Consider the following 26136-nt stretch of genomic DNA (forward strand, 5'->3'; position numbering starts at 1 on the left):
GTCAGTACTCGTGCTTGATGACGAAGTAGGAGCCGCGAATGGTGCCCGCGAGCTTCGACTTCTGCCGCGCGAACTTGAACGAGTCGAGCTCGGCGGGCACTTCCATGCCCTCGCTGAGCTTGAACCCGACCGCCCGCTTCTTCGCGTCGTTGATCGAGTACATGACATTGATCGACAGACCGCTCTCGTAGAAGACGTAGGCGATCCGAAGGTTCTCGACCTGAAAAGCCGTGGCCTCCAGCGGACGAGAAGAGATCACGATGTCACGTTCGTCCGCGAGTATCCGGCTCACCCAGTCGACGGCCGATTTCGCCTCGGTCGCGGGCTCCACCGTGAAGACGTGATCGTATTTGTTCTTGAAGTACCGAGCCTCGTTCGCCCGCAATCCGGCGAGCGCGTCCACGACCGGCGACGACTCCAATCCCTGGGTCGACACGGTCTCGAAATCCACGATATAGGCCACAGCGAACTCCTCAGCGGGTCCGTCCATCACGTCACCGGCAGCATCGACATCGTTGAACCTCGCGCCCCGCGAACCGGGGCGCGCATCGCGTCGCAGCGTCAGTGCGAGTAGTCCCGGAACGTCATGACGCCGCCGACCAGGATACCCATCACCGCCAGGATGTAGACGGTGACGCGGACCCAGGTCGGCCCGTAATAACTGACCGCCATCGCCGCTCCCAGCGCTACCAGAATCAGCACCACTCCGTAGAAGGGCGTGCGTTGCTCCCTGTCAACCATCACTCCAGTGTCCGCCGACTGCGCTGCGGGTGCCATGCCGATTACGACGCCGTCTGGAAACGCACTCGCCGGTCACCACCTCTTGTATATACGTATACATCTACGTATAGTCACAAGCGTTGCCGGGCACACCGCCGACATCCGCACGCTTGATCGGAACGAACATGACCGCCCCGCAGATCACCCGTCCGGGAATGCTTCCCACCAGCGTCTACACCGGGTGGGCAGGCCATGGGCCGCGCATCGATCTCGTACTGCGATTCCTGCGCAGCGATCACACCTTCGCCCAGTTGATCCGCTTCACCCTGGTCGGCGGGGCCAGCAACATCGCCTACGTGCTGCTGTTTCTGACCATGCACGGCAGCGGCCCACTGGTCGCCAATGTCGCCGGATCGATGGTGAGCACGGTGATCGCCAACGAATTGCACCGGCAACTCACCTTCCGGGCGGGGAGCAGGGTCGGCGGGTTCACCGCGCAGTGGGAGGGCGGCGGATTGGCGCTACTCGGCCTCGGAATCAGCACGGCGGCGCTGGCCGGACTGGATTTCCTGGCGCCGGGCCTCGGCGAGGCCGCGCAGGCGGGCGCCGTGCTCGCTGTCATGGCAGTGGTGGGCGGTCTGCGATTCCTGGTCCTGCGCACCTTCGTCTTCGGAAATTAGGCTCGAGCTGCGCTGATTCATTATCAGTGGCACCGTATCCACTATCGTCCCAGGACGAATTCCTTTGGGCAGCAGCCGTTTACGCGTCGATCCCGTAATCGATACCCCCGCATAATTTCGCCCTGTCAGAAATGTCTGATGAATGACGGGCCCTGCGGACCGGGCGGGACAGTTCTACTGACCGGGCTGCCCAGTTCGGGAAAGACCACCATCGCCACCGCCACCCGACACCGCGTGGCAGACGCCGGATATCCGGTCGAAGTACTCGATGGCGACGACGTGCGCGGGCGGCTGTGGCCCGAACTCGGCCTGACCCCCGACGACCGCAGGCGCAACCTCAGCAGGATCACCACCCTCGCGGTGATGCTGGCCGGCCACGGTGTGCTCGTTCTCGTGGCAGCCATCGCGCCGTACGCCGCCGATCGTGCGCTGATGCGGGCGCGCCACGATGACGCCGGCCTGGACTTCGCCGAGGTCCACGTCGCCACCGCGCTCTCGGCCTGCGAACAGCGCGATGTCAAAGGGCTGTACGCACGCCGGGCACGGGGCGAGCTGACCCAGCTCACCGGGGTCGATGCGGCCTACGAGGAACCGCTGCTCCCCCAGCTGCGGATAGACACCACTGCCGAGACGGTCGCCGAGTCCACCGATCGCGTGCTCGAACTCCTGATCCGACGGGGTCTGGTCACCGCCCCCGCACCGAGCCGACAACCGTGAAGCAGGCAACCCGCCTCGTGCCCGCGCCGATCTTCATCCTGTCCGCGCCCCGATCCGGTTCCACCCTGCTGCGTTCGGTGTTGAACAGCCATGCACGCATCCATGCCCCGCACGAACTACATCTGAATCTGCTGACCGTCCAGGAACTCGAGTGGACCGCCGACGACATCACCGAGCGCTACGCGAGTATCTCGCTGGACGCGCTCGGCCTGACGATCCGCGAGCTCGAACATCTGCTCTGGGACCGCCTCCTGCACCACGAACTGGAACGCAGCGGTAAGGACCGGATGGTCAACAAGACGACGAGCAGCGTGTTGACCTGGCGACGGATCGCCGCGTGCTGGCCCGATGCTCGCTACGTATTCCTCCTGCGCCACCCGACGCAGATCGCAGACTCCCTCAGACGTGCCTGGGCTGATCGCGGTGAAATCGAACCGGTGCGAAGAACTTTGGAGTTCGTCGAGGCGATGAACGAGGCCCGTGCGGCGCTCGACGGCCACGAGGTTCGCTACGAGGACCTGACCCACCACCCCGAGGAAACCGTGCGCGGGCTGTGCCGCTTCCTCGACGTGGAGTGGCAGCCCTCGATGCTGGACTACGGCCGATTCGACCATGGAAGCTACGTTCGCGGTATCGGCGACTGGAGCGAGACCATCCGCTCCGGCGTCATCCAGCCGGGACGCCCGCTGCCCGCCGACCCGACCATCCCGGACGCACTGAAGTCGGCGTGCCGAGAATGGGGCTATCCGGGGTCCGACCCCGGGACATGAATCGTTTCGCCACCCCGAGGTCGTCGGCACCGAGATGCTCCGCTGACTAGCGGCTCAGATCTCTGAACCGCTTCACCGCCAGCGGGAAGAACACCGCGATCAAGGCCAACGGCCACGCCACCGCCAGCATTTCGGCGTGTGCCGCGGCCCAGGAGTCGCCGGCCGCACCCGGATTGCCCAGCAGACCGCGCACCGCCGTGGCCGTCGCCGACATCGGGTTCCACTCGACGACCGCACCCAGCCAGGACGGCATCGATTCGGGCGAGGCGATGGCATTGGAGAGGAAGCTGATCGGCCAGACCAGGATCTGCACCGCCTGCACCAGTTCCGGCTTGCCCGCGACCATCGCCAGATAGATGCCGAGCCACAACATCGCGAACCGGAACAGCAACAGCAGGCCAACGGCCGCCAGGAACGAGGCGGCTCCGTCGTGCCAGCGCCAGCCGATCGCGTACCCGACCGCGATCATCACGGCCAGCCCGACCGCCGACTGCAGCATGTCGGCGACGCTGCGTCCCACCAGGACCGCGGCCGAGTTCATCGGCATCGAGCGGAATCGATCGATGACTCCCTTGCCGAGGTCCTGGGTCACCGCGAGCATGGTCGCCTCGAGGCCGAAAGCCATTGTCATGGTGAGTATTCCGGGGACCAGGTAGTCCTTGAAGTCGCCGTCGATGCCGCGCCCGCCGCCGATCAGGTAGCTGAACATCAGCAACAGCATCACCGGGAACACCAGGCCGACGACCACCTGAACCGGCTGGCGGGCCCAATGCGCCAACTCGCGTCTGGTCATCGTCCAGGAATCGGTGATCGCCGTGCGCAGAGTCGAACCCGGGTGGTTCGTCGTATAGGTCGCGCTCACGCCGCGTCCTCCTTGGTCAGGTGCATGAAGACTTCGTCGAGAGTCGGCCGTCTGATCGCGATGTCCTCGGCGGCGATGCCGTTGGTCTCCAGTGCCCGGACGGTCTCGGTCAGTGCCGCCATCCGGTCGCCGACCGCCGCGCTGACCATCCGCCGGTCCTCGTCCACCACCGCCTCGCCGGGGATGAGCGCGGCGGCGAGCGCCAGTTGGGTGGAGTCGTGCAGGACTACGTCGATGCGGTCGCCGCCGGTCTTGGATTTCAGCTGCTCGGCAGTGCCCTCCGCGATGACCTTTCCGTGGTCGATCACCGAGATCTGGTCGGCCAGCTGATCGGCCTCCTCCAGGTATTGCGTGGTCAGCAGCACGGTGGTGCCGCCGTCGACCAGGGAACGCACCGAACTCCACACCTCGGCGCGACCGCGAGGATCGAGCCCGGTCGTCGGTTCGTCCAGGAACAGCACCTGGGGTTCGGAAATGAGGGACGCCGCGAGGTCGAGCCGGCGGCGCATACCGCCGCTGTACTGCTTGACCGCCTTCTTCCCGGTGTCCGCGAGCCCGAATCGCGCGAGGAGTTCATCGGCCCGGATGCCCGCGCGGCGGGCCCCCAGGTGGTACAGGCGCCCGAACATCTCCAGGTTCTGTCGCCCGCTGAGCTCCTCGTCGACAGCCGCGCTCTGGCCGAGTAGCCCGATTCGTGAGCGCACCTCGTCCGCCCGCGTCCGCACGTCGATGCCCGCCACCTCGACACGGCCCGCCTCGGGGCGGAGCAAGGTGGACATGATGCGCACGGCCGTGGTCTTGCCCGCGCCGTTCGGGCCGAGTACCGCGTGCACGGTACCGGCTCGAACAGCCAGATCGAGTCCGTCGAGAGCCTGCTTCGCCCCGTACTTCTTCCGCAGGCCTTCGACGACGATCGAGAGATCGTGGTCAGTCAAAACACCCTCCATCACCAGTGATCAAACTTGACTAGAGGGCCAAGGTACCGGGACCGGTTCGATTAGTCAAACTTGAATACTGCTATTTTGGTCGCACTTACTCGGAAGGGAGACGTCCATGTCAGCGATCCGGCTGCTGGTCCTCGGCGCGGTCCGTCAGCACGGACGAGCGCACGGCTATCAGGTGCGCAACGACCTGGAATTCTGGGGCGCCCACGAGTGGTCCAACGCCAAGCCGGGCTCGATCTACCACGCGCTCAAGCAGATGGCCAAGCAGGGACTTCTCCTCGCGCACGAGGTGGCCCCGAGCACCGTCGGCGGTCCGCCTCGCGTCGAGTACGAGATCACCGACAAGGGCACCGAAGAATTCCTTACGCTGCTCCGCGGGGCCCTGACCTCGTACGACCAGCAGATGGACATGATCTCGGCCGCCATCGGGTTCATCGTCGACCTCCCCCGCCAAGAGGCCGTCGCACTCTTGAAGCAGCGGATCATCGGCCTCCAACAGTGGCGCGCCTCGGTGACCGAGTACTACACACCGGAGCAGGGACCGGGACAGCTCGGCCACATCGGCGAGATCATGAACATGTGGGTGCACTCCGCCGACAGCGAGGCGGCCTGGACCCACGGCCTGATCGACCGCATCGAAGGCGGCGCATACACCTTCGCCGACGAGGGCGAACCCTTCGTGGGCATCCTCGCCCAGGACGAACCGAACCCGTTCGCCACCGGACCACACCCCGACGACCTCCGCTGAGGGAAGCGGCAAGAAGGTCATCGGCCCCGCGAGGGCGCACGCGGTCCCTGCCGATTGCCCGTAACCGACAACACTGGGAACGTAGGCGTATGACTACCGCCGACGCCCTGTTCGCTCCCCTGCAAATCGGGCCGTTGGCATTGCCGAACCGCATCGTCATGTCGCCGATGACCCGGCAGCACTCCCCCGACGGCACACCCGGTGACGAGGTCGCCGCGTACTACCGCAGGCGCGCCGAGGGCGGCACGGGGCTGATCATCACCGAAGGCGTCGCGATCGATCATCCGACGGCGGTCGACAGCGCGAAAGTGCCTCGGCTACACGGTGAATCAGCCCTGTCTGGGTGGCGCCGCGTGGTCGACGGCGTGCACGAAGCGGGCGGCAGGATCGTGCCGCAGCTGTGGCACGTCGGCCCGCTGTGGGGCGCGATGGCCCGCGTGGATCCGACGCTCACACCCCTGCGCCCGTCGGGTCTGTGGGGTCGGGTCGGGCGCACGACGTACTCGCAGCGCTACCTGTCGACGGTGAGCACACCGACCGCCCCCATGACCGAACACGACATCGAGGATGTGATCGCGGCTTACGTGCGCTCGGCCCGCAACGCGGTAACGGCCGGTTTCGACGGCGTCGCCATCCATGCTGGTCACGGGTATCTACTCGACTCTTTTCTCTGGGACGCCACCAATCAACGCACCGATCACTGGGGCGGCGATCTGAGCAGACGGGTCAACTTCCCGGTCGAGGTCGTGCGCGCGATCCGCCGGGAAATAGGCCCGCGACTGCCGATCTTCTACCGCTTCTCCCAACACAAACAGCAGGACTACGGCGCACGCATCGCCGAGAACCCCGACGACCTCGGCGTGATCCTCACCGCGCTACAGGAAGCAGGCGTCGATGTATTCGATGCCAGTAGCAGGCATTTCGACCAACCGGCCTTCGAGGGCAGCGACCTGACCTTGGCGGGCTGGGCGAAGAAGCTGACCGGCGCGTACAGCATGGCCGTCGGCAGCGTCGGACTGAGCACGCCCCTGCACGAGCAGGGCAGTCCCGAACCGGCTGCTCTCGACGGTCTCTACCGACGGTTGGCCGACGCCGAATTCGACCTGGTCGCGATCGGTCGCCTGCATCTCGCCGAGCCCGCGATCGCCCGCATCCTGCGCACCGGCGCTCCCCTGCCCACCTTCGACCGAGATCGTCACCAGCGCCTGCTCACCTGACCAGCCGGCACCTGCCCTATTCGTCGCCGAGCAGCTGCTCGACCCGCTGTGTGCAGAATGCGGTGATGTCGATCTGCCGTCGGCAGTTCAGACCAGGTTCGGTTCCTGGAATTCCGGGCAAGCCCGGTCTGGTCGCCTAGACGGCGGGCCAGCCGCCGTTACGATCGCGCATATCCGGCTTGTCGTCGTCATCATCGACCAGGTGCTCGATGCCGAGCTTCTCGGCGAACAGGTGGCGCTGGGTGATCCAGCCGACAACCGACAGACCCACCCAGACGAGGGTGGCGGTGACCTGCTGCCAGCCGGGCTCGGGGTCGCGCAGGAACGACAGCGAGTCGCTGAACAGCGCCACACCGCTGCAGATCATGCTCGCGCCGCCGATCGAGGTCAACCACAGCAGTGCGCGAGCCCGGAACTTCTGGGCCAGGAACGCGCCTGACACGCCCACCGCGAGCGCGACGATCATGCTCAAGGCGACGTTCTTGTCGCCGGGCTGCAACACCGTCGCCAGCTTGGTGCCGATCATCACGCCGGTGAGACCGCCGATGAAATAGGCGGCGAAATGGAACACCAACGAGGTGACCGCCCAGACCGACACCGCGCCGATCAGCCCGGCCAGCAACAGCCACCAGAAGCTCGCGTTGAACAGGTCGGCGATCAGCCAGCCGAGACCGAACCCGATCGCGAGCAAGCCCAGGTGGACCGAGCGAATCCCGTAGAAGCACAACAGCGCTCCGACGAGGGTGATCAGAATGCCGTTCATCTGCGTTCCTTTCGACGGTATCGACAGCGCCACGGTTCCTCCTCGCTACAGCCCGCCGATGCCCTTACCGAGGACCACCGACCCCATGATCAGCAGCACGATCGCCATCACCGCATGGTTGTTGAGCTGCAACCACTCCCGCAGACTGTCGAGCATCGGACCGAGTTTGTCGGCCGCGACCATGTACCCGATGACCACCGCCAAGACGGTGACCGAGGCGAGCAAAGTGAACACCACGATCGCGACCAGGTCGCCCCCCGCGCTCAGACCGCCGGCCCCGATCGCGACGCCCGCCGATACACACAGCAGCAGATTCTTCGGATTGACGCCCGACAGCAGCGCTCCCAGCCCCAGCGCCTTCGCCGGTGTGAGCGTGTCGATCGCCTTCATCCAGCCGGGCACCTCGGTCTGCGACCGTTCCTGCCACTGGATCACCGCCAGGACCACCAGCGCGACGCCGAGAATGATCTTCACGATCGAGGCGCCCTTCGACGGTTCGCTGTCCGTGCCGCCCAATGTTCCGGCGAGCACGGTCATCACGCCGGTCACGATGAGGATTCCGGCCACCCACCCCACGACGAAGCCCTTCGCGGCACCGCCCGCGTTCTTCGACAGGATCATCAGGATGGCTGCGATGATCGGGATCGGCGAGACCGCGACACCCACCGCCAGTGGCAACAGACCGCCGATTACTGAGCCCATGCCACGACGTTAAGCGGGCCGCTCCCGGTGCACCTCACACCTTCCGGGTGAACTGCGCGCGCGGTGTTTCATCCGAATCGGGTGAAGTGGCCTGCACTCGCCGACGGCATGATTCGGCCTATGGGATCACCTGCAACGCTCGGACCGGTCGAATTCCTTGTGCTCACCTTTCCCGGCACCGCGATCGACGAATCCGTCTCGGCGGCACTGGCCGAGGTCGTCACGAAGGGCACGGTCACCCTGCTCGACCTGGTCGTGCTGTCCATGGACGGCGCGGGCACCGTCACCGAACGCGAGATCGACGACGACATCTCAGCGGTGGGCCTGACGGGTCTGACCGCGGCCGACATCGACCTCGTCAGCGACGACGACCTCGACGTCGTCCGCGCGTCGATGGAACCGGGAACGACCGCTGTCGTCGTGGTTTTCGAGGAAACGTGGGCGCGGCGCCTGGCCGGCGCGGTCCGCGCGGCCGAAGGCGAGGTGGCGCTGCACGTGCAGGTACCGCGCGATGCCGTCGACGCCGTGCTCGCCCTCGCCTAGAAAGGAACCGATATGCCACTTCGAAGGGGTCGCGTCGGGCGACCAGGACTACTCGGCACCGTCGCGAGGACGGCCGTTGTCGCGGGTACCGCCACCGCGACCTCGAACGCGGTGAACCGCCGGGGCGCGCGGCGCAACGCCGATCAGCAGGCCTACTCCCAGCAACAGGCACCGCCACCGCCCCAACAGGCTCCCCCACCGCCCGCTGCCGCGAGCGCGGGCCAGGACACCGTTGCCCAGCTCCGACAATTGGCCGAACTGCACTCCTCCGGGGCGCTGTCGGACGCCGAATTCGCCGCCGCGAAGGCCAAACTGCTCAGCTGAGCGCCCAGCCGACGATGCCCCCACCGACCGGCGGGGGCATCGTTGTGTGTAATCGGCTACTGCACCCGACCACCGACCGTATGGATGATGACAACCCTCGGATCCCACGGAACGAGGTTGTTCACCGCCTGCTGCAACTCCGCGCGCGGCGGCAACTGCTGAGGTCCGAGCACCGAGACCGTCGCGGTGCCACCTTGCAGGGTGACGTCGGTGACCTGCGCGTCCGGTGCGTCGCCCAGCCAGAGAACGGCCGCGTCGGCGATCTGACCGGCCCACAACGAGGACAGCGAATTGAGCACCATCGGAATCGCCACCAGCACAAGGGCCACGCCGAGCGCCAGGTACGCCTTGCCGCGGCGCACAGTCGTCGGATCCGCGTCATCGGCGTACCCGGCGATGAGAAGCACGATCGTCGAGGTGATGATCATCGCGACCACGTTGGACGCGAACAGCACGAACGCACCACCGGCGAGTGCGGGCGCGTGCGAACCCAGACACACGCCGACCACCCCGAGGGGCGGGACCAGCGAAATCGCGATCGCCACCCCGGGCAGCACGTCGCCCACGTCACGACGAGCGATCGCGATCGCCGCGACAAGGCCGGTCGCGATCGCGGCGGTCAGATCCATCAGCATCGGCGAGGTCCGGCCGACCACCTGAGGGTTGGACAGAACATTGACGGGATTGGGCAGAAACTGCGCGAAGAGGAAACCGAGCGCGACCACCACGACGATCCCCGATACGACCAGCAACAGGCTTCGGCCGAGCAACGACGCACGACCGGTCACCACCCCCAACGCGACACCGAGGATCGGTATCGACAGCGGCGCGACGATCATCGCGCCGATCACTGTCGCGGTGGAGTTGCCGATCACGCCCGAGATCGCGATCACCGCCGACATCACCAGCATGATCCAGAACGCCGACCGCTTCGAGTCGGCCTGGCCCACCGACAGATCCAGCTTGTCGGTCAGCTCGTCCAACGATCGGCGTTGGTCCTGGGGGACCAGAGAGCTCAGCATGACGGTCCTTTCCGGCTAGGCGGCCAGTGCCGACTCGCCGAGAACGCTTGTCGCCGGGAAGAATTCGATGTGAAGGCCCTGCGCGTTCAACAGGCCGTCGGGCTTAGTCGCCGCCATACCGTCCGCGACACCGCCGATCGCGCCCGGAATCCCGGCGACCACATCGGCTTTCGTCATGCGCTCCGTCGTGAGCAAGTGGGTTCAGGATCGTCGGCTGCGATGCCGGCCGAGGCATCCTGCTGGCTGGTCATCAGCTGTAGCGCTGCGGATTTCAGCCGAGGGCCTTGGCCTTGAGTTGCTGGAATTCCGCCTCGGTGATGGCGCCGGCATCGAGCAACTTCTTCCCGTCGGCGATCTGGGCGGCGGAATTGGTGCCCGCGGTCTGCCTGATGTATTCGTCTGCCTCCGTGCGTGCCTGCTTGTGCGCTTCGGCGGTCCGTTCCGCCATGCCGGCGCCGCGGAAGATCAGATACACCAGTCCGGTGAGCAGCGGGAGCAGGATCAAACACACCACCCACACCGCCTTCAGCCAGCCCGAGGTCGACCGATCACGGAAAAGATCGGTGAGGATGTAGAACAGCAACATCAGGTAGGCGACAAAGCAGAAACTCACAATGATGACCCAGAGAACGTCCCACACTGACGACATGATCGACCCTCACTTCTGTGATGCGTGACCACCGGCCGGCGGTCACGGTTCCATCCATGCCGCCATCGTCGCGAAGAACCCGGGTCGCACACATCATCCGAATCGGGTGAATCCGTCCGAGCCGCCGCGCGAGTTCACCCGGAACGGGGGATTCGGATCGTCGTCGATGACCCCTACCGTCGACACCATGACGACCACCTCGCATCCCGTCCGCCAAGTTCTCGCGGCCGGCATCACTATGCTCGCGGTGATCATGCTTCTGGTGGCGGGCATTCTGAGCATCGTGCGCGGCATCGCCGGCGTCACCAAGGACGAAATATTCCTGATACCGAGCGAATACAGCTACCAACTCGACGTCAGCAACTGGGGCTGGATCCACCTGGCGCTCGGCGTACTCCTCGTGGCCGTCGCCATCGGGATGATGCTGACCGCGACCTGGGCCCGAATCTTCGCCTACTGCCTGGCCTCCCTCTCGATCATCGCCAATTTCTTGTCCCTGCCGTACTACCCGTGGTGGTCGGTGGTCATCATCGCCATCGACCTCACCGTCATCTGGGCCGTCGCCACCTGGAACCCCGACCGAAGTCTGCGTGTTGGGTCGACCCCAGCAGCCGAGCTCGCTACTTCTTCGTGGCGGTGATCTGGGTCAGCAGGCAGCGCCATCGGCCGTCGGTGTAAAGGAAGGCGTCGGTGGTCCATTCGTCGGCATCGAATCGAATGCCTCGGTAGTGGGCGGTATTGGTGATTCGGGTCGTCAGCAGGACGAGCTCTCCGTGGTAGCGGATCCTCGGGTCGCCGACGCGCTGCATCGCCGAATGCGTGAGATCGCCCGAGCGGACGAACGCCAGGAACTGTTCGGCGGTGGTTATGCCGTTGTCGGAGACCATGATCCATTCGTCGGCCATATACGAACCGATCCGGTCCGCGTCGTTGGCGACGATCGCGACCTGCCACTCGTCGAGTACGGCCAGGAGTTCGTCATCTACCGCGTACCCAGGGGAAGTTGTCATATGACAACGCTATGACCGACCGCCGTTGTCGGTCTTGGACGAATGGAACGAACTGCCGCCCAGGACTGGTCCGGCGATGCGGCAGCGCCCAGTTTCGTCGCCGCCGCATCGCCGTGTGGTCACGGTGTGACGACCGCGAAGTTCGGGTCGGGGGTGTCGAGCAGGACGAACAGTCGCTGCAGGACGCCGGGGTCGCCGCTGTGGTCGATCCCGTCGAGGCCCTTGCCCGCGAGGATCCCGAGCAGTTGCGCCTTGGTGAGCGTCAGCGTGAGATCGATGTCGGCCTTCGACCGCGGATCGGGTGTCTGGATCAGGACGCCATTGGACAGGGTGAGGCGCACCACGGAGTCCTGGTCGGTGAAGTGCCATTCGATCCGGAACGAATCCTTCGCCGCGCGCGGACCGTTCACCCGGATGGCGATCGAGTCGAACAGCTGCTCCACCGACAGTGCCGCCGCCATCCCGCCGCCGAGGTCGAGCTCGGTCCGCTGGATTCCGTGGCGCAATTCGTTGTTGCCGGTGAGGTAGAAGCAGCGCCAGGTGGCATTCTCCGCACCGAATCCGAGCTGTTGATAGGTCTGGGCGAGTGCGTCTTTCGCGGCCTTGTTGTTCGGTTCGGCGAAAACGGCGTGGGTGAGCAGTTCGGCGGCGAAGCGCAGATCGCCGGCGTCGGCGTAGGCCCTGCCCTTCTCGATCACCGCATCGATGCCGCCGATGGTCTCGACATAGCGGACCGCTTTGGCCGTGCGCGGGTGCTCCCAGAGCGAGGTCGGGTTCCCGTCGAACCAGCCGAGATAGCGCTGGTAGATCGCCTTGACGTTGTGGCTCACCGACCCGTAGTAGCCACGGGCGCTCCACGCGTCGGCCAGATTCGGCGACAATTCGAACTGTTCGGCGATCTCCGGGCCGTTGAGTCCCACGTTCATCATCCGCAAGGTCTGGTCGTGCAGGTACATGTACAGATCGCGCTGCAGCGACAGGAATCCCGTGATGTTGTCGGCGCCCCAGGTAGGCCAGTGGTGTGAGGCGAACGCGACATCGGCGTCGACGGCGAACATCTCGATCGCCTCGTCGATGTAGCGCGACCAGATCCGCGGATCACGCACCTGGGCACCGCGCAGGGTCAGCAGGTTGTGCAGGTTGTGGGTCGCGTTCTCGGCGAGGCAGAGGGCGCGGTGGCGGGGGAAATAGAAGTTCATCTCCGCGGGCGCCTCGGTGCCCGGCGTCATCTGGAAGACGATCGGGACGCCGTCGACGGTCTCCTGCTGTCCGGTGTGGGTGATGTCGACGGTGGGCGGGATCAGACCGACGGTGCCGTGGGAGGTTTGGATACCCAGCCCGGTGCTGCACTGGCCCTCGGGTCCGGGCGTCATCCCGAGGCCGTACATGTAGGTGCCGCGCCGAGTCATCGCGACGCCCGCGTAGACGTTCTCCGAGACGGCCTCCGCCATGAAACCGGCGGGAGCGAGAATCGGTACCTCGCCACGACCGTCGGGCAGCACGCCGTCGACGCCACCGAAGTGGTCGGCGTGGGAGTGGGTGTAGATGACGCCGGTCACCGGCCGGTCGCCGCGCTCCTGGCGATACAACGCCAGCCCGGCTGCCGCGCACTCGGCCGAGATGAGCGGATCGATCACGATCACGCCGGTATCGCCCTCGACGAGGGTCATGTTGGAGATGTCGAAGCCGCGGATCTGGTAGATGCCGTCCACGACCTCGAACAGCCCGTTCTTCACACAGAGCTGGGCCTGCCGGAACAGACTCGGGTCGATCGTCTCCGGACACGGCCCGTGGAGGAAGTCGTACCCGCTGGTATCGAAGACGACCGTGCCGTCGGCCTTGCTGATCCGCATGGGCGTCATGGTCCTGATGAACCCGCGATCAGCATTCTCGAAATCGGTGCGATCGTCATAGTCCAATGCCATCGTGCACCAGCTCCTCAGCTCGGTCGACGCGTCCACTCGATGCTCGGCACCCACCCCAGGCTCCGCATCACCCCACAAGGGTGAATTGGGCGGGTCAGGTCGCCGACGAGGCGAGGCGCGGTGTCCGGCATCGCCGCCGTGAGAGATCGAGGCCCCCGAGTAGCCGTGACCGACATGCTGGTCAGCTGCGTGATCGCCCTGATCTTCCAGGGTTCGCGCAGCTGACCGGCAGTGCTAGCGCGTCAGAGGTTGACGCCGAAATCGCGGGCGATGCCTTCCAGACCGGAGGCGTAGCCCTGGCCGGTGGCGCGGAACTTCCACTCGGCGCCGTTGCGGTACAGCTCGCCGAAGACCATCGCGGTTTCGGTGGACGCGTCCTCGGAGAGGTCGTAGCGAGCCAGTTCCTCGCCGTTGCTGCGGTCGAGGACGCGGATGTAGGCGTTGCGTACCTGGCCGAAGGACTGGCTGCGGGCCGCGGCGTCGTAGATCGAGACCGGGAAAACGATGGAATCGATCGTGGCCGGAGTGTTGGCCAGGTCGACATTGATCGTCTCGTCGTCACCGTCGCCGGCACCGGTGGTGTTGTCGCCCGCGTGCTCGATCGCGCCCTCAGGCGACTTCAGGTTGTTGAAGAAGACGAAGTGCCCGCTCGACACCACCTTCTTGTCGGCGCCGAGGCCGATGGCACTGGCATCGAGGTCGAAGTCCGTGCCGGTGGTGGTCCGCAGATCCCAGCCGAGGCCGACCGCGACGGCGGTGAGGTTCGGCGCCGCCTTGGTCAGTGAGACATTGCCGCCCTTGGACAAGCTGACACCCATATCGAATCTCCCCTTGATCATCGCGGCACGAAGCGCGCCGACGCCCACACCCTAGCGTTCGACTCTGAACATTTGCTGTGATCAATCCTCTTCGGCCGCACCCGATTCCACAGGCATGCGGTCGGCGCCCCAACTGCGGTGGATGTAGCCGATCACCCGGTCCAGTTCCGCGCGCTCGACGGCGGCCAGTTCACCCGGCTCCAGCGGATCGAAATGGAAGATGTAGAGGCGCGAGGCGAATTGCTCGAAGGGCAGCGACGCTTCGCCGAAACGCTCACCGTGCCCGGCTGTTCCGACGACCACCCCGTCGCCCCAGTCCTGGCCGCTGTCGTTGTTCGGGTTGTAGAAATACACCCGCATCGTGTCCTGCGGATCGAGACTGACCCGGAGCACGGTGATCGCATGCCACCCGACGAAGCGGGCAGCGCTGTCGGTCACGGCGATCCCGGCGGGCTGCGGATGGATCACCGGCTGGTTGCCGTTGTAGTAGGGGTGGTACCCGGCGTAGAAGTGGCGCAGGAATTCGTCGAGGTCGGTCAGGTGGCCGGTGGCCACGTCGACATTGATCCGGAAGCCGCGCCCGGACCACCAGCCGTGGAACTCCGGATTGATCCAGCGATGCGGATCGCCTTCGCGGCCGATGCAGCGCTGTCCCATCTCCGCGTAGATCCGGTCCAGGTGCGGAACCACCAGCAGCGATACCGGGTCCAGATCCAGTTGCAGCACACTCGATTCCGCGTCGACGGCCGCGCGCGAGGAAATCGGCTGCCCCTCGAAGTGCATGACGATCTCGTCGTCGCGCGCGGCCCACACCAGCGTCTGCAGCAGATAGTCCGGATCGTTGTAGGCCCACATCGACAGCGCCCGCGCCGATTGACAGGTCGGGTTGTCGCCCTGCCCGATCCCCAGCGGCAGACCCAGCACCGACAGCATCCCCGACAACAACCACGCCCGCGGATCAGGTGTCGGCCCGAACACTGCGGTCAGCCGTGCGCACGAGTGCGGTGAAAGCCGTAGCGCCAGTTGGCGCCACAGCGCGGGCGCGACCGGCGGCTGATAGAGAATACCGCGTTCGAGCATCAAGGTGAGTCCGTAGATGCACTGCGCCGTCTCGACGTGCACAGCCTGCTCGATGAGGCTGTGCACCAGTTCGTGGTAGCAGAGCAGGCTGTCACGGCCGGTGCTGGACAAGCCCATCGCCTCACCGAGCAGGTACGCACCTTTGACGAGCAGAAAGCGCAGCAGCACAGCGTGATACGGCGAGACCAGGCCGGTGTCGTGCATGGACCGCGCGAATCCCGTTGCCTCGTATTGCAACGCGCTGTCGTCCATCGATTCCAGCCGCGTGCGGTAGATCTCGACGCCCGGGTCTTCCCTGCACCCTTCGGTGGTTCCGTAGAGGCTGCTGATCAGCCGATCGGCGCCGAGGCCACTGGCACCGAGATCGACATCGGGATTCGCACGGGCGACGGCGATCTGGGTGATCATCCGCTTGACCCCGTCGACCTGGATGGGCCGCTGCCGCAGGATGCGCCAGATCTCGTCGACCAGGTTCTCGAGTACCTTCTCGTACCCCACCTCGGCGACGAGGTAGTGCAGCAGCTCACGCGAGACCTGTGCCATCCGTCCCTGCTGTTCCCGCTCGGCCTCGGAGGGCGGGGAGAACAGCAGCGACAGATTCACCGCGAGCACTTGCGACAGATGATCATTGGCCTGTTGGGCCGAAACCAGCGCGTGCTGGTAGTCACCCTTGGCGACCGCGAGCAGCCGCAGATCACTCACCGCCTCCAACACCATGGTGTCGGCATTGGCGCTGCGCAACGAGCCGGTGCTCAGCGCCGGGATGAGGATCTGCGGTTGCGCCCAATCCGTCCCGAGGAACAGGCCCGCGGTCTCCAACTTCTCCGCGCGTTCCCGCACCGCTGCGCAACCGCCGGGCAGCAGCAACACCCGCCGCAGGGAATCCATCACCCTGGGCAGTTTGACCTGCTTGCCGAAATCGCCTGCGTCCGCGAGGGACTGTGTGGCGTGGTCCATCGTGGCGAGGCGCCGGTCCAGGCTCGTCCCGTCGTGGCCATCTGGACTCAATCGCCGATCCCTTCGCATACCGTCACCCTGGCAACGGATCAAATGTAGAAGTCGAGCTCTTCTTGTCGCTTCAACAGATCCCGCAGAGTGTACGGGTCCTCGCCGAAGAAATAGAGCAGACCCCAGTGATTACCGAACGCGGTCCGTTTGGTGACCATTTCGGCTAGTGGCGCCGTGAGCTCGTGCGAGTCGAAGTAATCGTGATCCTCGGTCTCCTGCGGCACCGACAGTCGACTGACCACGCGCCGACGTGGATACACGCCGAAGCACCCCGCGTGGCCGGTGGCATCGACCACTTCCTTCGGGAAGAACGCGTCGATCTCCTCCTCGGTGGTTTTCGGGTCGAAAGCCAGCACCAGCGCGTGGTAGGCGTTGAAACCGTATGTCCGTTCCAACAGCTCGAACACCTTGAAACCCGGCGGCCGATAGGCGACTTCGCCGAAGTACATTTCCCCGTCGCTGGTGACGAAGTACTCCGGATGAATGAAGCCGAACTCGATGTCGAAGGTCTTGATCAGTTTTTCGACCTGCCGCGTGATCTCGGGCCGGTATTTCTCCAGCTCCGGCGTCGCAGGCACGAACACCGAGTATCCGAGCGTCACGTACTCCGAGATGTTCAGGAAGCAGATGCGGCCGTTGTGAACCCAGGCCTCGACCGCGAACTCCCAGCCGTCCAGGTGCGATTCCATCAGCATCGGGAACTCGTCGTCGGGGATGGCGTCGACCTCGTCGGGGGTCCGGATGATCCGATGACCGAGGCAGCCCGCCTTGTCGAACGCCTTGAGGTGAATCGGATCGTTGGGATCACCGTCGAGCTTCAGCAGCGTCTGATTGACCCGCTTCAGGAAGCGGATCACATCGTCGCGCTCGTGCGCCTCTTCGAAGATGCCGACCCGGATACCACCGAGCTGCGCGCGCCGCTTCATCAACGACTTGTCGCGCAGGAGCATGGACTGCCCGAGCAGCCGAGGATTGTCGAGCAGTACGGAATTGATCGCACCCGCCCACTCCACCGTCTCCTCGAAGATCGGAATGGCGACATCGACCCCCTTATTCTTCAGGGTCTCCGCGATCTCCATCGAACGGTCGTTGAGCCGCTCGAAATCCCAGGGGATATATGGAATGTCGTGCTCGGTACAGTAACTTTCCGCCCATTCGGGCGCGACTACGATATAGCGGCGGTCGAACCGGTCGATCGCCTCGACCGCGTTCAAACTCCAACCCAACAGGGCTACATAACCTTTGTTCGGGTTTCGACTTTTCGATTCGTCACCTGAAATCGACAAACCTTATCCCCTTTCGAACTCCACAGCCCGGAAACTCGGGACCCTGAATGGATCCCTGCAGGGCTGCCATTTCCATGGGGTACCCGACCCCTGCGCCACCAACCATGACGAAGCTGTGACCGAGGGCTACGCTCATGGCATGCCCGGTCCCGAGACCCTGCCGCCGCCACGCAACGGCGTCGGCCTCGCGGCGTTGGTGCTCGGCATCATCGCCTGCGCGGTCTCGTTCATTCCCGTGGTCAGCGAGTTCATCGCCGCCCCCGCCGGCATCGGGGCCGTGGCCGCGGCGTTCGTCGGCTGGGACCGGATCGAGAGCGGGGTGGCCACCAACCGCGCCGACACGATCGCGGGCGGGATCCTCGGCGCGATAGCCCTGGCGGTGACCGCCCTCGTCTACCTCGCGACCCATTCCGGCTGACCGATTCAGCCGCCCTGCACGTGGCGAGCGAAGTCCGTAGCCTGAAAATCGTGATTACTCTCAAGAAAGAAGACGGCGCAGCCGATCTCGCCGGTATCACCAAGATGAGCGTGGGGGTGAGCTGGGATCCGTCGGCGGGTTCCAGCGGTGGAATTCTCGGAATGGCCCGGCGCAAGCGCGGTGTCGACCTGGATCTGATCGCCGTGCTGTTCCAAGGTGGTGAACCGGTGCGGTTCGCCGGTCTGGATTCACTCGACCCGCTCGGCAACGGATCGGTGCTGCACACCGGCGACGAGCAGACCGGTGCGGCCGTGGGCGACGACGAGACCGTGCACGTCACGTTCACCAATGTTCCCCCCGCCATCGACTCCATCGTCTTCGTCGCCGTCGCATTCAAGAAGGGCAGCTCCTTCGAGAAAGCGAACAACGTCTCGTTCAAGATCTACGACGCCACCGGCGGCGATTCCCAGCCCGTCGCCGACATCTGGCCGTCACTGCTCGGCGCGGAGAACGCCAACGCGATCGCGCGGACCTTCCGCAACGGTCCGGTGTGGCAGCTCGAGGTCCTCGACCGCAAGGGCAAGATCAAGCAGGGTGATCGTCAGGCGTTGCTGCGCTTCGCCATCGGCTGACACCGCGGCGGCAGGGCCCGGCGCGCACTGCGCCGAGCTCCGCCGTGGTGCGGCGACGACCTCGCCCTTTCCCGTATTTGCGATATCAGCGAAGTTCGTCAAGACCACGCGATTTCGGTGTTCCCTGAATAGTTGCTGCGATACGGTTTTCCGCATGGACGACATCGAGTTGGATTTGCCGAGCGTCGCTACTTCCCGCAACGCCGGACGAATTCTGGAAATCGGCGCGGTCGGTCTGCGCAACCCATTGCCTGTCGACGGAGAACAGACCCACGCCTACGTGTGCTGCGTCGACGGCACCACCCTGCAGCTCCCGGATTCGCTACAGAACTGGGCCATGCAAACCCTCGCCGCGAACTTCGACCTACGTGCCACCGGCCTACCCTCGCTGTTCCCCTGCCGCTTCGAATTCGGGATCCGCGACGGCGTGGCCTACGCGGTCCCGGTGACCCAGCGGTCGCTGCGCGAGAAGGCGAACGCATGACGACCTGACGGCTAGGCGATCGGGGGCAGATGAACGACCTGGCCCGCGTACGCCAGACCGGCGCCGAAACCCAGTAGTAGCGCCGTGTCGCCGGGGTTGGCGGCGCCGGAGCGCACGAGCTGTTCCATGGCCATCGGAATGGACGCGGCGCTGGTGTTGCCGGTTTCGATGATGTCGCGAGCGACGGCGACCTTCTCGGGCAGGGCGAGAGTTCGGACCAGCGCGTCGGTGATGCGGATATTGGCCTGATGCGGGACGAAAGCGTCGAGGTCGGCGGCCGTGAGCCCCGCGTGGTCGAGCGCGTCACGACATGCCTTCTCCAAAAACGTGACAGCCCAGCGGAATACCTCGGTGCCGTTCATCCGAATGTAGGGACGTTGCGAGGTACCACCACTGGCCTCGGCCGCGGCGACTTCGGCGAAGTACTCGAGAAAGTCCTTGTCCTGCTTGATCGCCGAGGTCCGCGAGCCATCCGAACCCCACGCGACCGGGCCGATCCCCTCCTGTTCGGCCGCGCCGACGACAACCGCACCGGCGCCGTCGGCGAAGATGAACGCGCACCCGCGATCGGTGGTGTCGAGCAGATCCGACAGCCGCTCCACCCCGATCACCAGCACCTGCCGCGCCTGACCCGAGCGCACCAGATTCGCCGCATCGGCCAACGCGTAACAGAAGCCCGCGCAGCCGGCGGAAATGTCGAAAGCGGCGGTGTCGTGCATGCCGAGTTCGGTCGCCACCACCGCGCCCGCCGATGGACCGAGCACCATTTGCGACGACGTCGCGAGCACCACCGCGTCGACCTGCTCGGCGCTCACCCCCGCCGCCGCGAGCGCGTCACGCGCGGCCGCGACGCTCATCGAGACGATCGTCTCGTCGGGCTCGGCCCAGTGCCGGGCGGCGATCCCGGAACGGGTCTTGATCCATTCGTCCGACGACTCGATCGCGTCGACGATCTCGGCATTGGGCACGACACGGCGCGGGCGGTACACGCCGAGGCCGAGAATTCCCGCGTGGGTGACCGGAACCGCGGTGGCAATGGGGGTGGGCATGGCATCCTCTCCATATGAACCGATCGGTTCACGTATAAATAGGTCTAACATGAACCGATCGGTTCAATCAAGGGGTAGGAGAAGATCGGATGGCTGCCGGACCACGCGCCCGACTGATCGAGCACACGATCAGCACCGTCCAGGAACACGGTGTCCACGCGGCCGCGCTGAGTGAACTACTCAAGCGCAGTAGGACCTCACGAAACTCGCTGTACCAGCACTTCCCTTCCGGCAAAGGCGAATTGGTGCAGACAGCGGCCCGGATCGTGGCCCGTCTGGTGTACTCGCACGTGAGCTCGATGGCCGACGCCCTCCAGACCGCGCCCTCGGCCCAGCAGTGGCTCACCGACCTGCTCGCCTTCTGGCGAATTCCGCTGGAAAAGTCCGACTACGCCGCGGGCTCGTTCATGATGGCGGCCGCTCTCGACGAGCTGGACCCCGCCGTCCAGTCCATCGCGGGCCAGGCCTTCGCCGAATGGACCGCCCGGTTGGCCGACGGGATCGTGGCCACCGGGATCGAACGCTCCACCGCGGTGTCGCTGGCCGGCTTCCTGCTCACCACCATCGAGGGCACGATCGTGCACAGCCGCGCGCTCAAGTCGTCACACCCGTTCGACCAGGCGGTCACTCAGCTGACGATCCTGTTCAAGGTGCACCTGTCCGAGCGTTGAGATCCCTCACGAGATGCTGTGCGCCGCATCCAGTTCGGCGCGCAGGATGGTGATGATCCGGCGGCGGGCTGCCGCGCCTTCGGCGCTGGGAGTGAGCGGGTAGACGTGCACGAGTCCGGGTTCTTCGTGGTAGTCGAGGTCGATGCCCGCCGAGCGCGCCTTCGCCTCCAGTAGGCGGGCGTCGGGGTTCAGGATGTCGTCGGTTCCGGTGAACAGCGTGATCGGCCCCAGCCCGCCGAGTTCGCCGAACAGCGGGCTTACCAGGGGATCTTTCATCGATAGCTCGCCGCTCCACATCCTGCCGAACACCAGACCGCCGTCGCGACCGAGCCACGGATCACGTCGGAGCACCGCATCGATCTCGGGATTTTCGAGGGTGAGGTCGAGGGCGGGCGAGATCAGAATCGTGCGGGGAACGGTATGGCCCGCGTCGCGCAGGTGCAGCGCGGTGGACAGCGCGATCTGACCGCCCGCGGAGTCACCGGCGAGGAAAGTCGGGCCGTAGCGCCTATCAGCTGCCGTGACCAGTTCGGCGAAGCGGGGAATCACCTGCGCCGCGGTGCCGAAGGGGATCAGCGGATAGATCGGGACCGTCACGACGAGGTGCGTCTGCGCGGCGATACGGGCCGCGAGTTGCCAATGCTGCGAAGCGATTTCGCCCACCCAGCCGCCGCCGTGCGCGTACACGAGACCGCCGCGGGAGATGCCGTCCGACGGGGTCAAGGTGTAGATCGGCCAGCCACCCTCGTGCACCACCGAGATCTCCACACCGCGCAGTTTGCGTGGCGGACCGTAGGCGACGGGCCGCAGACCGCGTTCGCGCACGTGCGCCGCGGCCATCTCGGCATCGATGTAGTTCCGGTTACGCCGGGTGACCCGCAGGAATCCCGGAATCACGAACCGACTCATCACACCGGGCACCGCGACCTCCACTCGACGACGAGACCGGCACAGTCAGAGCGCTCGGGCCGAGCGTCGCCGGTGCACGCCAAGCTACCCCGTACCGGCGTCAGCCGAGGGGTTGCTCGGTGACATCGGTACGCAGGCTGGTGCCGTTGAGGTCCAGATAGAGCACACCCTCGGTGACCGAGAGGGTGGCGGTATTACGACGATCGACCAGCGCCGCCGCCTCGTCGATGAACGCGCGATCGAAACTGACGAGCGGAATCCGCGCAGCGTTGTGGATCTTCTTGCCTGCGTATTGCGCGAGCACCTTCGCCGGGTCGCGATGGGTATAAACCACCGCACGACCTGAGAGTTTGCTCCCACGATGAATACGATCGGCGTCAGGCGCACCCACTTCGATCCACGCGGTGGTCTGCCCGGTCATATCCCGAACCTGCACCGCGGGCTCATCGGTCGCCGAAATCCCACCATCGCTGAACACGATCCCCTCCTCGTACTGCAGGCAGTACGCGAGGATCCGCGTGATCATGTATTCCAGGGTCTCCGACGGATGCCGAGCCACCCGCAATTCGAGATCCTCGTACACCCCCCGATCCACATCGGCGAGCTGAACGGCGAAGTTGTGCAGTGTTGCGCTGAGTGCCATAGGAACTCCGACCTTACCGGGCCGCAACGTCGACTACTCGCGAGTACCCGTTGCGCTTACCGATCCGGACCGCCAGCATCTCTACATGAGAATCACTCACGTTTCGGCTCTGGCCGCCGTTTTCCTCGCACTCGGCACGGCAACCGCTGCGGCAGAACCGAATGCGGCCGACTCACCCCGCCAGGCCATTGCCCGCGCCTACCTCGACGCCCTGGTTTCCCACGACGCGAGCGCGGTCCCCTTCGCCCCCGACGCCACCCGCGTCGAGGTCGGCTTTCAAACCGGCTACTCGGGCCCGCAGCTGAGCGCCGACTTGGAGAACGGCATCCAGTACCGCGTGATCCGAGGTATTCGCGACCTCACCATGTCCGAATCCGGCGACACGGTCACCACCCACTACCTCCTCGACACCGGAGTGGGCGACATCCGCCTGACCACCGTGGAGATCACCGAGACCTTCGTCATCCCGGTGGACTCCATCCAGACGATCGAGGCCACGATCACGCCGGTGCTGTAATCGACCTCGCGGACCGGTGGGCCCTCACACGCTCACTGGTCCGCGTCCAGCAAGGCCCGCGGGGCGGCCTGGCGCCAGGAGTCGGTGATTATGGCTTCCAGTTCCTCGCGATCGTCGAGTGACGTCAGGCGGACGCGGACCCAGGGGTTACCGGACTCGTGCGAGGCGATCCAGAATTTGTCGGGTTCGGCGAGGACCAGTTCGTCGCGGTCGAGGATCGGGCAGCGGACCGCCATCGAGGTCTCGTCCTCGGGGAGGGTGAGGAACAGCTTGCCCGCGACCTTGAAAATCGGCATGCCCCAGGCGAATTGCTCTGCCGTCTGCGGTAGCGACAGGGCGTGGGCGCGGACGTCGTCCCCGGTGACCTTCATGATCTACATCCTGACAGCACACACCGACACCGATCGGATCACCGATCCGCTGCCGTCGCAGCCCTAGTCGACGACCCCGATGGTGGTCACCGACTTTCGGGCGCGCGAGGCGGTGATCCGCCGGCCGATCACGCCGTGGCGGGGGGCGAAGAGGTAGACGAAGGTGAAGGCGACGCCTTGGGTCACCACGACCATGCCGCCCGCGGCGGTATCGAGGTGGTAGCTGATGTAGAGGCCGGTCACCGCGCACAGCACCGACACGGTGGGGGCGATGACGAGCATGCGGGAGAAACGGTCGGTGAGCAGGTAGGCGGTAGCGCCGGGGATGATCAGCATGGCCACCACCAGGACCACCCCGACAGCTTGCAGGGCGACCACCGAGGTCAGCGCCAGCAGGGCGAGCAGTGCGGTACCGAGGACGCGGGGGTTGAGGCCGATGGCGTGGGCGTGGGTGGCGTCGAAGGCATAGAGGGTGAAGTCGCGACGTTTGAGGACAAGGGCGACCAGGACGATGGCGGCCAGAATCATGATCTGGACCATCTCGCCGCGGCTCACGCCGAGCAGGTTGCCGAAAACGATGTGGTTCAAGTCGGTTTGGCTCGGCGTCACCGACACCAGCACCAAGCCGAACGCGAACAAGGTGGTGAACACGATGCCGATCGCGGCGTCTTCCTTCACGCGACTCGTATCGCGGACGACCCCGATCAACGCGACAGCGAGGAACCCGAAGATCACCGCGCCGACGGCGAACGGCCAGCCGACGATGTAGGCCAGCACCACCCCGGGCAGCACCGCGTGCGACACCGCGTCACCCATCAGCGACCAGCCGATCAGCACCAACCAGCACGACAGCACCGCGCACACCACCGCCGCCGTGACGGTGGTGGCCAATGCGCGCACCATGAATTCGTAGCGCAGCGGGTCGATGAAGAATTCCTCGAGGCTCATCGGTCTCCGTCCACATCCAGGCCGAAGGCCTTGGCCAGGTTCTCCGGCCGCAACACCACAGCGGGGTCGCCGTGTTCGAGCACCCGACGGTTCAAAAGCACTGCCTCGTCGGCCAATTGGGGCAACGCGTGCAGGTCGTGGGTGGAGACCAGAATCGTGGCCCCGTCCGCGGCGAGCTCACGCAACAGCGCGGTGATGGTCGCCTCGGAACGCTTGTCGACACCGGCGAACGGCTCGTCGAGCAGCAGGATCGTGGCCTCCTGGGCGATGCCGCGGGCGACGAACGTGCGCTTCTTCTGACCACCGGAGAGCTGGCCGATCTGACGGTCGGCCAGGTCGGTGAGCTCGACGCGGGCCAGCGCCGCGTCGACGGCGGCGCGGTCGGCCTTGCTCGCCCGGCGGGTGAACCCCATTTTTCCGTAGCGCCCGGTCATCACGACATCGCGCACCGACAGCGGAAAACTCCAGTCCACGTCCTCGGACTGCGGCACGTATCCGAGGCTGCCCGCCTTGCGCGCGGCAGCCGGGGCGCGACCGTTGATCAGCACCCGGCCTCGGTCGGGCGTCACCAGACCCATGACCGTCTTGAACAGCGTGGATTTGCCCGAGCCGTTCATGCCGATCAGCCCGCAGACCCGGCCCGATTTCAACGTGAGTTCCACATTGTCGAGCGCGAGCACATCGCCGTAATGGACTGTCACATCCTGGATTTCGACCACCGGCGCGGTCATTTCGACGCTCCGGCGAGTGCGGCCGCGATGGTGTTCGCATCGTGGCGGATCAGCTGCAGATAGGTCGGCACCGGTCCGTCGGCTTCGGAGAGCGAGTCGACGTAGAGAACGCCACCGAACCGCGAGCCGGAGGCTTCGACCACGCGTTGCATCGGCGCGTCGGACACCGTCGATTCGCAGAACACGGCGGGCACTCGGCGCTGGCGGACGAAGTCGATGGTCGAGCCGATCTGCTGCGGGGTGGCCTGTTGTTCGGCGTTGACCGGCCAGATGTACTTCTCGGTCAGCCCCGCGTCACGAGCGAGGTAGGAGAACGCGCCCTCGCAGGTGACCAGGGCGCGCTGGTCGGCGGGCAGGGTGTTCACCGCGGCGACGAGATCGTCGCGCACGGTGCCGAGCTGGGTTTTGTAGGCGTCACCGTTGGCACGGTAGGCGTCGGCGTGTTCGGGGTCGAGATCGGTGAACGCGCGAACCATGTTGTCCACGTAGATCTGCGCGTTCACCGGCGACATCCAGGCGTGCGGGTTGGGCTTGCCCCGGTAGGCGTCCTCGCTGATGTCCATCGGCGCCACCCCCTCGCTGACCACCGCGTGCGGCACATCGAGATCGGCGACGAACTGGTTGAACCAGGCCTCCAGGTTGAGCCCGTTGTCCAGGATCAGGTCAGCCTTGGCCGCCTTCTTGATGTCGCCCGGGGTCGGCTCGTAACCGTGAATCTCAGCGCCGACCTTCGTAATCGATTCCACCCTCAGGAGCCCGCCTGCCACATTCCGCGCCATATCGGCGAGCACGGTGAACGTGGTGAGGACCACCTTCCGCTCGTCGTCATCGGAGGTGATCCCACCGCAGGCGGTGAGCGCGAACGCCATGGCACTCAGAACACATGCCGCAAGCACCCGGCGTCGCACCGGCGAACGGTAGAACCCAACCCTCATTCCAGAATTATATTGTTCGGGTACCCGAACTTTCAAGTTC

34 protein-coding genes are annotated in these 26136 nt (G+C 65.5%); 13 read left to right on the plus strand and 21 right to left on the minus strand.

The window, feature by feature from the left end; genetic code table 11:
- Position 1: 1 nt before the first annotated feature.
- Entirely contained in the window at positions 2 to 463 is a 462-nt protein-coding gene (locus IBJ82_RS31585; protein WP_194829628.1) for a phage tail protein, read from the minus strand.
- A gap of 98 nt (positions 464 to 561) precedes the next feature.
- Positions 562 to 741, minus strand: a complete 180-nt coding sequence (locus tag IBJ82_RS31590) for a hypothetical protein (RefSeq protein WP_056821658.1) — start codon at positions 739 to 741, stop codon at positions 562 to 564.
- Between the two features lie 164 nt (positions 742 to 905).
- On the opposite strand from IBJ82_RS31590, the gene IBJ82_RS31595 reads away from it, so the two are divergent.
- From IBJ82_RS31595 to IBJ82_RS31605, 3 genes are all read left to right on the plus strand, one after another.
- Positions 906 to 1400: a GtrA family protein gene (locus tag IBJ82_RS31595; protein WP_194829629.1), complete on the plus strand. Its 495-nt coding sequence runs from the start codon at positions 906 to 908 to the stop codon at positions 1398 to 1400.
- 138 nt (positions 1401 to 1538) lie between these two features.
- A complete protein-coding gene (gene cysC / locus IBJ82_RS31600) occupies positions 1539 to 2117 on the plus strand; it encodes an adenylyl-sulfate kinase (protein WP_194829630.1) in 579 nt (192 codons plus the stop codon).
- Positions 2114 to 2887: a sulfotransferase gene (locus tag IBJ82_RS31605; protein ID WP_370585566.1), complete on the plus strand. Its 774-nt coding sequence runs from the start codon at positions 2114 to 2116 to the stop codon at positions 2885 to 2887. The genes cysC and IBJ82_RS31605 overlap by 4 nt, the downstream gene beginning before the upstream one ends.
- 46 nt (positions 2888 to 2933) lie before the next feature.
- Here IBJ82_RS31605 and IBJ82_RS31610 read toward each other — a convergent pair whose 3' ends face one another.
- Positions 2934 to 3749, minus strand: a complete 816-nt coding sequence (locus IBJ82_RS31610) for an ABC transporter permease (protein ID WP_370585567.1) — start codon at positions 3747 to 3749, stop codon at positions 2934 to 2936.
- Positions 3746 to 4684 carry an ATP-binding cassette domain-containing protein gene (locus IBJ82_RS31615; RefSeq protein ID WP_194829631.1) on the minus strand — a complete coding sequence of 313 codons (939 nt, stop codon included), beginning with the start codon at positions 4682 to 4684 and terminating at the stop codon, positions 3746 to 3748. Before IBJ82_RS31615 ends, IBJ82_RS31610 begins: the two co-directional genes overlap by 4 nt.
- Before the next feature lie 118 nt (positions 4685 to 4802).
- Between IBJ82_RS31615 and IBJ82_RS31620 the strand changes: the two genes are divergently transcribed.
- Both IBJ82_RS31620 and IBJ82_RS31625 read left to right on the plus strand, forming a co-directional pair.
- Positions 4803 to 5441, plus strand: coding sequence for a PadR family transcriptional regulator (locus tag IBJ82_RS31620; protein ID WP_194829632.1), 639 nt, complete (start codon positions 4803 to 4805; stop codon positions 5439 to 5441).
- 158 nt (positions 5442 to 5599) lie between these two features.
- A complete protein-coding gene (locus IBJ82_RS31625) occupies positions 5600 to 6658 on the plus strand; it encodes a 12-oxophytodienoate reductase (protein WP_370585572.1) in 1059 nt (352 codons plus the stop codon).
- 136 nt (positions 6659 to 6794) lie between these two features.
- Here the strand turns inward: IBJ82_RS31625 and IBJ82_RS31630 are convergent, their stop codons facing one another.
- Both IBJ82_RS31630 and IBJ82_RS31635 read right to left on the minus strand, forming a co-directional pair.
- Complete coding sequence (locus IBJ82_RS31630) at positions 6795 to 7421, minus strand: DUF4203 domain-containing protein (protein ID WP_194829634.1); 627 nt, start codon at positions 7419 to 7421, stop codon at positions 6795 to 6797.
- A 45-nt stretch (positions 7422 to 7466) separates the two neighbouring features.
- A complete protein-coding gene (locus IBJ82_RS31635; RefSeq protein ID WP_194829635.1) occupies positions 7467 to 8123 on the minus strand; it encodes a GAP family protein in 657 nt (218 codons plus the stop codon).
- A 120-nt stretch (positions 8124 to 8243) separates the two neighbouring features.
- Here IBJ82_RS31635 and IBJ82_RS31640 point away from each other — a divergent pair, with 120 nt between their 5' ends.
- Both IBJ82_RS31640 and IBJ82_RS31645 read left to right on the plus strand, forming a co-directional pair.
- Positions 8244 to 8666, plus strand: coding sequence for a DUF6325 family protein (locus IBJ82_RS31640; protein ID WP_194829636.1), 423 nt, complete (start codon positions 8244 to 8246; stop codon positions 8664 to 8666).
- A gap of 12 nt (positions 8667 to 8678) precedes the next feature.
- The gene (locus IBJ82_RS31645) at positions 8679 to 8990 is read left to right on the plus strand and encodes an SHOCT domain-containing protein (protein WP_194829637.1); all 312 of its coding nucleotides are present in this window, start codon (positions 8679 to 8681) and stop codon (positions 8988 to 8990) included.
- Between the two features lie 56 nt (positions 8991 to 9046).
- Here the strand turns inward: IBJ82_RS31645 and IBJ82_RS31650 are convergent, their stop codons facing one another.
- From IBJ82_RS31650 to IBJ82_RS31660, 3 genes are all read right to left on the minus strand, one after another.
- Positions 9047 to 10012 carry a DUF389 domain-containing protein gene (locus IBJ82_RS31650; protein WP_194829638.1) on the minus strand — a complete coding sequence of 322 codons (966 nt, stop codon included), beginning with the start codon at positions 10010 to 10012 and terminating at the stop codon, positions 9047 to 9049.
- Between the two features lie 15 nt (positions 10013 to 10027).
- On the minus strand, positions 10028 to 10189 hold the full coding sequence (locus IBJ82_RS31655; protein ID WP_194829639.1) for a hypothetical protein: 162 nt from the start codon (positions 10187 to 10189) through the stop codon (positions 10028 to 10030).
- A gap of 94 nt (positions 10190 to 10283) precedes the next feature.
- Positions 10284 to 10661 carry an SHOCT domain-containing protein gene (locus tag IBJ82_RS31660; protein ID WP_194829640.1) on the minus strand — a complete coding sequence of 126 codons (378 nt, stop codon included), beginning with the start codon at positions 10659 to 10661 and terminating at the stop codon, positions 10284 to 10286.
- Between the two features lie 166 nt (positions 10662 to 10827).
- Here IBJ82_RS31660 and IBJ82_RS31665 point away from each other — a divergent pair, with 166 nt between their 5' ends.
- Entirely contained in the window at positions 10828 to 11301 is a 474-nt protein-coding gene (locus IBJ82_RS31665; protein ID WP_370585568.1) for a hypothetical protein, read from the plus strand.
- Here IBJ82_RS31665 and IBJ82_RS31670 read toward each other — a convergent pair.
- The 5 genes from IBJ82_RS31670 to IBJ82_RS31690 form a co-directional block, all read right to left on the minus strand.
- The gene (locus tag IBJ82_RS31670; RefSeq protein ID WP_194829642.1) at positions 11282 to 11671 is read right to left on the minus strand and encodes a nuclear transport factor 2 family protein; all 390 of its coding nucleotides are present in this window, start codon (positions 11669 to 11671) and stop codon (positions 11282 to 11284) included. The genes IBJ82_RS31665 and IBJ82_RS31670 overlap by 20 nt on opposite strands.
- A gap of 119 nt (positions 11672 to 11790) precedes the next feature.
- The gene (locus tag IBJ82_RS31675) at positions 11791 to 13596 is read right to left on the minus strand and encodes an alkyl/aryl-sulfatase (protein ID WP_194829643.1); all 1806 of its coding nucleotides are present in this window, start codon (positions 13594 to 13596) and stop codon (positions 11791 to 11793) included.
- Positions 13597 to 13838: 242 nt separating this feature from the next.
- Positions 13839 to 14414 carry a TerD family protein gene (locus tag IBJ82_RS31680; protein ID WP_056821714.1) on the minus strand — a complete coding sequence of 192 codons (576 nt, stop codon included), beginning with the start codon at positions 14412 to 14414 and terminating at the stop codon, positions 13839 to 13841.
- Positions 14415 to 14495: 81 nt separating this feature from the next.
- Entirely contained in the window at positions 14496 to 16451 is a 1956-nt protein-coding gene (locus tag IBJ82_RS31685) for a hypothetical protein (protein WP_228537983.1), read from the minus strand.
- An 89-nt stretch (positions 16452 to 16540) separates the two neighbouring features.
- Positions 16541 to 17581: an acetyl-CoA carboxylase biotin carboxylase subunit family protein gene (locus IBJ82_RS31690; protein WP_228537984.1), complete on the minus strand. Its 1041-nt coding sequence runs from the start codon at positions 17579 to 17581 to the stop codon at positions 16541 to 16543.
- Between the two features lie 346 nt (positions 17582 to 17927).
- Between IBJ82_RS31690 and IBJ82_RS31695 the strand changes: the two genes are divergently transcribed.
- From IBJ82_RS31695 to IBJ82_RS31705, 3 genes are all read left to right on the plus strand, one after another.
- Positions 17928 to 18206, plus strand: coding sequence for a hypothetical protein (locus IBJ82_RS31695; protein ID WP_228537948.1), 279 nt, complete (start codon positions 17928 to 17930; stop codon positions 18204 to 18206).
- A gap of 50 nt (positions 18207 to 18256) precedes the next feature.
- Positions 18257 to 18838, plus strand: coding sequence for a TerD family protein (locus IBJ82_RS31700; protein WP_194829646.1), 582 nt, complete (start codon positions 18257 to 18259; stop codon positions 18836 to 18838).
- A gap of 154 nt (positions 18839 to 18992) precedes the next feature.
- Complete coding sequence (locus IBJ82_RS31705) at positions 18993 to 19322, plus strand: hypothetical protein (protein WP_194829647.1); 330 nt, start codon at positions 18993 to 18995, stop codon at positions 19320 to 19322.
- 11 nt (positions 19323 to 19333) lie between these two features.
- Here IBJ82_RS31705 and IBJ82_RS31710 read toward each other — a convergent pair whose 3' ends face one another.
- Positions 19334 to 20371, minus strand: coding sequence for a beta-ketoacyl-ACP synthase 3 (locus IBJ82_RS31710; protein ID WP_194829648.1), 1038 nt, complete (start codon positions 20369 to 20371; stop codon positions 19334 to 19336).
- An 89-nt stretch (positions 20372 to 20460) separates the two neighbouring features.
- Here IBJ82_RS31710 and IBJ82_RS31715 point away from each other — a divergent pair, with 89 nt between their 5' ends.
- Entirely contained in the window at positions 20461 to 21042 is a 582-nt protein-coding gene (locus IBJ82_RS31715) for a TetR/AcrR family transcriptional regulator (RefSeq protein WP_056821725.1), read from the plus strand.
- A gap of 6 nt (positions 21043 to 21048) precedes the next feature.
- Here the strand turns inward: IBJ82_RS31715 and IBJ82_RS31720 are convergent, their stop codons facing one another.
- Complete coding sequence (locus tag IBJ82_RS31720) at positions 21049 to 21951, minus strand: alpha/beta hydrolase fold domain-containing protein (RefSeq protein WP_228537949.1); 903 nt, start codon at positions 21949 to 21951, stop codon at positions 21049 to 21051.
- Between the two features lie 100 nt (positions 21952 to 22051).
- Entirely contained in the window at positions 22052 to 22594 is a 543-nt protein-coding gene (locus IBJ82_RS31725; protein ID WP_194829650.1) for a YaeQ family protein, read from the minus strand.
- Positions 22595 to 22679: 85 nt separating this feature from the next.
- Between IBJ82_RS31725 and IBJ82_RS31730 the strand changes: the two genes are divergently transcribed.
- Positions 22680 to 23111: a hypothetical protein gene (locus IBJ82_RS31730; protein ID WP_228537950.1), complete on the plus strand. Its 432-nt coding sequence runs from the start codon at positions 22680 to 22682 to the stop codon at positions 23109 to 23111.
- Positions 23112 to 23143: 32 nt separating this feature from the next.
- Here IBJ82_RS31730 and IBJ82_RS31735 read toward each other — a convergent pair whose 3' ends face one another.
- From IBJ82_RS31735 to IBJ82_RS31750, 4 genes are all read right to left on the minus strand, one after another.
- The gene (locus tag IBJ82_RS31735; protein WP_194829651.1) at positions 23144 to 23482 is read right to left on the minus strand and encodes an MmcQ/YjbR family DNA-binding protein; all 339 of its coding nucleotides are present in this window, start codon (positions 23480 to 23482) and stop codon (positions 23144 to 23146) included.
- Positions 23483 to 23545: 63 nt separating this feature from the next.
- Positions 23546 to 24430: a metal ABC transporter permease gene (locus IBJ82_RS31740; protein ID WP_062985031.1), complete on the minus strand. Its 885-nt coding sequence runs from the start codon at positions 24428 to 24430 to the stop codon at positions 23546 to 23548.
- Entirely contained in the window at positions 24427 to 25161 is a 735-nt protein-coding gene (locus tag IBJ82_RS31745) for a metal ABC transporter ATP-binding protein (RefSeq protein WP_194829652.1), read from the minus strand. Before IBJ82_RS31745 ends, IBJ82_RS31740 begins: the two co-directional genes overlap by 4 nt.
- Positions 25158 to 26096, minus strand: a complete 939-nt coding sequence (locus tag IBJ82_RS31750) for a metal ABC transporter substrate-binding protein (RefSeq protein WP_194829653.1) — start codon at positions 26094 to 26096, stop codon at positions 25158 to 25160. The genes IBJ82_RS31745 and IBJ82_RS31750 overlap by 4 nt, the downstream gene beginning before the upstream one ends.
- Positions 26097 to 26136 lie beyond the last annotated feature (40 nt).

It is taken from the genome of Nocardia sp. XZ_19_231 (assembly GCF_015355705.1).
In the GTDB taxonomy this organism is placed as follows: Bacteria; Actinomycetota; Actinomycetes; order Mycobacteriales; family Mycobacteriaceae; genus Nocardia; species Nocardia salmonicida.

What these genes read in the sequence shown, in the direction of transcription:
- IBJ82_RS31590 (WP_056821658.1), bottom strand. Translation starts at nt 741, where the DNA reads ATGGTTGACAGGGAGCAACGCACGCCCTTCTACGGAGTGGTGCTGATT.
- IBJ82_RS31595 (WP_194829629.1), top strand. Translation starts at nt 906, where the DNA reads ATGACCGCCCCGCAGATCACCCGTCCGGGAATGCTTCCCACCAGCGTC.
- cysC (WP_194829630.1), top strand. Translation starts at nt 1,539, where the DNA reads ATGAATGACGGGCCCTGCGGACCGGGCGGGACAGTTCTACTGACCGGG.
- IBJ82_RS31620 (WP_194829632.1), top strand. Translation starts at nt 4,803, where the DNA reads ATGTCAGCGATCCGGCTGCTGGTCCTCGGCGCGGTCCGTCAGCACGGA.
- IBJ82_RS31625 (WP_370585572.1), top strand. Translation starts at nt 5,600, where the DNA reads ATGTCGCCGATGACCCGGCAGCACTCCCCCGACGGCACACCCGGTGAC.
- IBJ82_RS31630 (WP_194829634.1), bottom strand. Translation starts at nt 7,421, where the DNA reads ATGAACGGCATTCTGATCACCCTCGTCGGAGCGCTGTTGTGCTTCTAC.
- IBJ82_RS31635 (WP_194829635.1), bottom strand. Translation starts at nt 8,123, where the DNA reads ATGGGCTCAGTAATCGGCGGTCTGTTGCCACTGGCGGTGGGTGTCGCG.
- IBJ82_RS31640 (WP_194829636.1), top strand. Translation starts at nt 8,244, where the DNA reads ATGGGATCACCTGCAACGCTCGGACCGGTCGAATTCCTTGTGCTCACC.
- IBJ82_RS31645 (WP_194829637.1), top strand. Translation starts at nt 8,679, where the DNA reads ATGCCACTTCGAAGGGGTCGCGTCGGGCGACCAGGACTACTCGGCACC.
- IBJ82_RS31650 (WP_194829638.1), bottom strand. Translation starts at nt 10,012, where the DNA reads ATGCTGAGCTCTCTGGTCCCCCAGGACCAACGCCGATCGTTGGACGAG.
- IBJ82_RS31655 (WP_194829639.1), bottom strand. Translation starts at nt 10,189, where the DNA reads ATGACGAAAGCCGATGTGGTCGCCGGGATTCCGGGCGCGATCGGCGGT.
- IBJ82_RS31660 (WP_194829640.1), bottom strand. Translation starts at nt 10,661, where the DNA reads ATGTCGTCAGTGTGGGACGTTCTCTGGGTCATCATTGTGAGTTTCTGC.
- IBJ82_RS31665 (WP_370585568.1), top strand. Translation starts at nt 10,828, where the DNA reads ATGACCCCTACCGTCGACACCATGACGACCACCTCGCATCCCGTCCGC.
- IBJ82_RS31670 (WP_194829642.1), bottom strand. Translation starts at nt 11,671, where the DNA reads ATGACAACTTCCCCTGGGTACGCGGTAGATGACGAACTCCTGGCCGTA.
- IBJ82_RS31675 (WP_194829643.1), bottom strand. Translation starts at nt 13,596, where the DNA reads ATGGCATTGGACTATGACGATCGCACCGATTTCGAGAATGCTGATCGC.
- IBJ82_RS31680 (WP_056821714.1), bottom strand. Translation starts at nt 14,414, where the DNA reads ATGGGTGTCAGCTTGTCCAAGGGCGGCAATGTCTCACTGACCAAGGCG.
- IBJ82_RS31685 (WP_228537983.1), bottom strand. Translation starts at nt 16,451, where the DNA reads ATGGACCACGCCACACAGTCCCTCGCGGACGCAGGCGATTTCGGCAAG.
- IBJ82_RS31690 (WP_228537984.1), bottom strand. Translation starts at nt 17,581, where the DNA reads ATGGAGATCGCGGAGACCCTGAAGAATAAGGGGGTCGATGTCGCCATT.
- IBJ82_RS31695 (WP_228537948.1), top strand. Translation starts at nt 17,928, where the DNA reads ATGCCCGGTCCCGAGACCCTGCCGCCGCCACGCAACGGCGTCGGCCTC.
- IBJ82_RS31705 (WP_194829647.1), top strand. Translation starts at nt 18,993, where the DNA reads ATGGACGACATCGAGTTGGATTTGCCGAGCGTCGCTACTTCCCGCAAC.
- IBJ82_RS31710 (WP_194829648.1), bottom strand. Translation starts at nt 20,371, where the DNA reads ATGCCCACCCCCATTGCCACCGCGGTTCCGGTCACCCACGCGGGAATT.
- IBJ82_RS31715 (WP_056821725.1), top strand. Translation starts at nt 20,461, where the DNA reads ATGGCTGCCGGACCACGCGCCCGACTGATCGAGCACACGATCAGCACC.
- IBJ82_RS31720 (WP_228537949.1), bottom strand. Translation starts at nt 21,951, where the DNA reads ATGAGTCGGTTCGTGATTCCGGGATTCCTGCGGGTCACCCGGCGTAAC.
- IBJ82_RS31725 (WP_194829650.1), bottom strand. Translation starts at nt 22,594, where the DNA reads ATGGCACTCAGCGCAACACTGCACAACTTCGCCGTTCAGCTCGCCGAT.
- IBJ82_RS31730 (WP_228537950.1), top strand. Translation starts at nt 22,680, where the DNA reads ATGAGAATCACTCACGTTTCGGCTCTGGCCGCCGTTTTCCTCGCACTC.
- IBJ82_RS31735 (WP_194829651.1), bottom strand. Translation starts at nt 23,482, where the DNA reads ATGAAGGTCACCGGGGACGACGTCCGCGCCCACGCCCTGTCGCTACCG.
- IBJ82_RS31740 (WP_062985031.1), bottom strand. Translation starts at nt 24,430, where the DNA reads ATGAGCCTCGAGGAATTCTTCATCGACCCGCTGCGCTACGAATTCATG.
- IBJ82_RS31745 (WP_194829652.1), bottom strand. Translation starts at nt 25,161, where the DNA reads ATGACCGCGCCGGTGGTCGAAATCCAGGATGTGACAGTCCATTACGGC.
- IBJ82_RS31750 (WP_194829653.1), bottom strand. Translation starts at nt 26,096, where the DNA reads ATGAGGGTTGGGTTCTACCGTTCGCCGGTGCGACGCCGGGTGCTTGCG.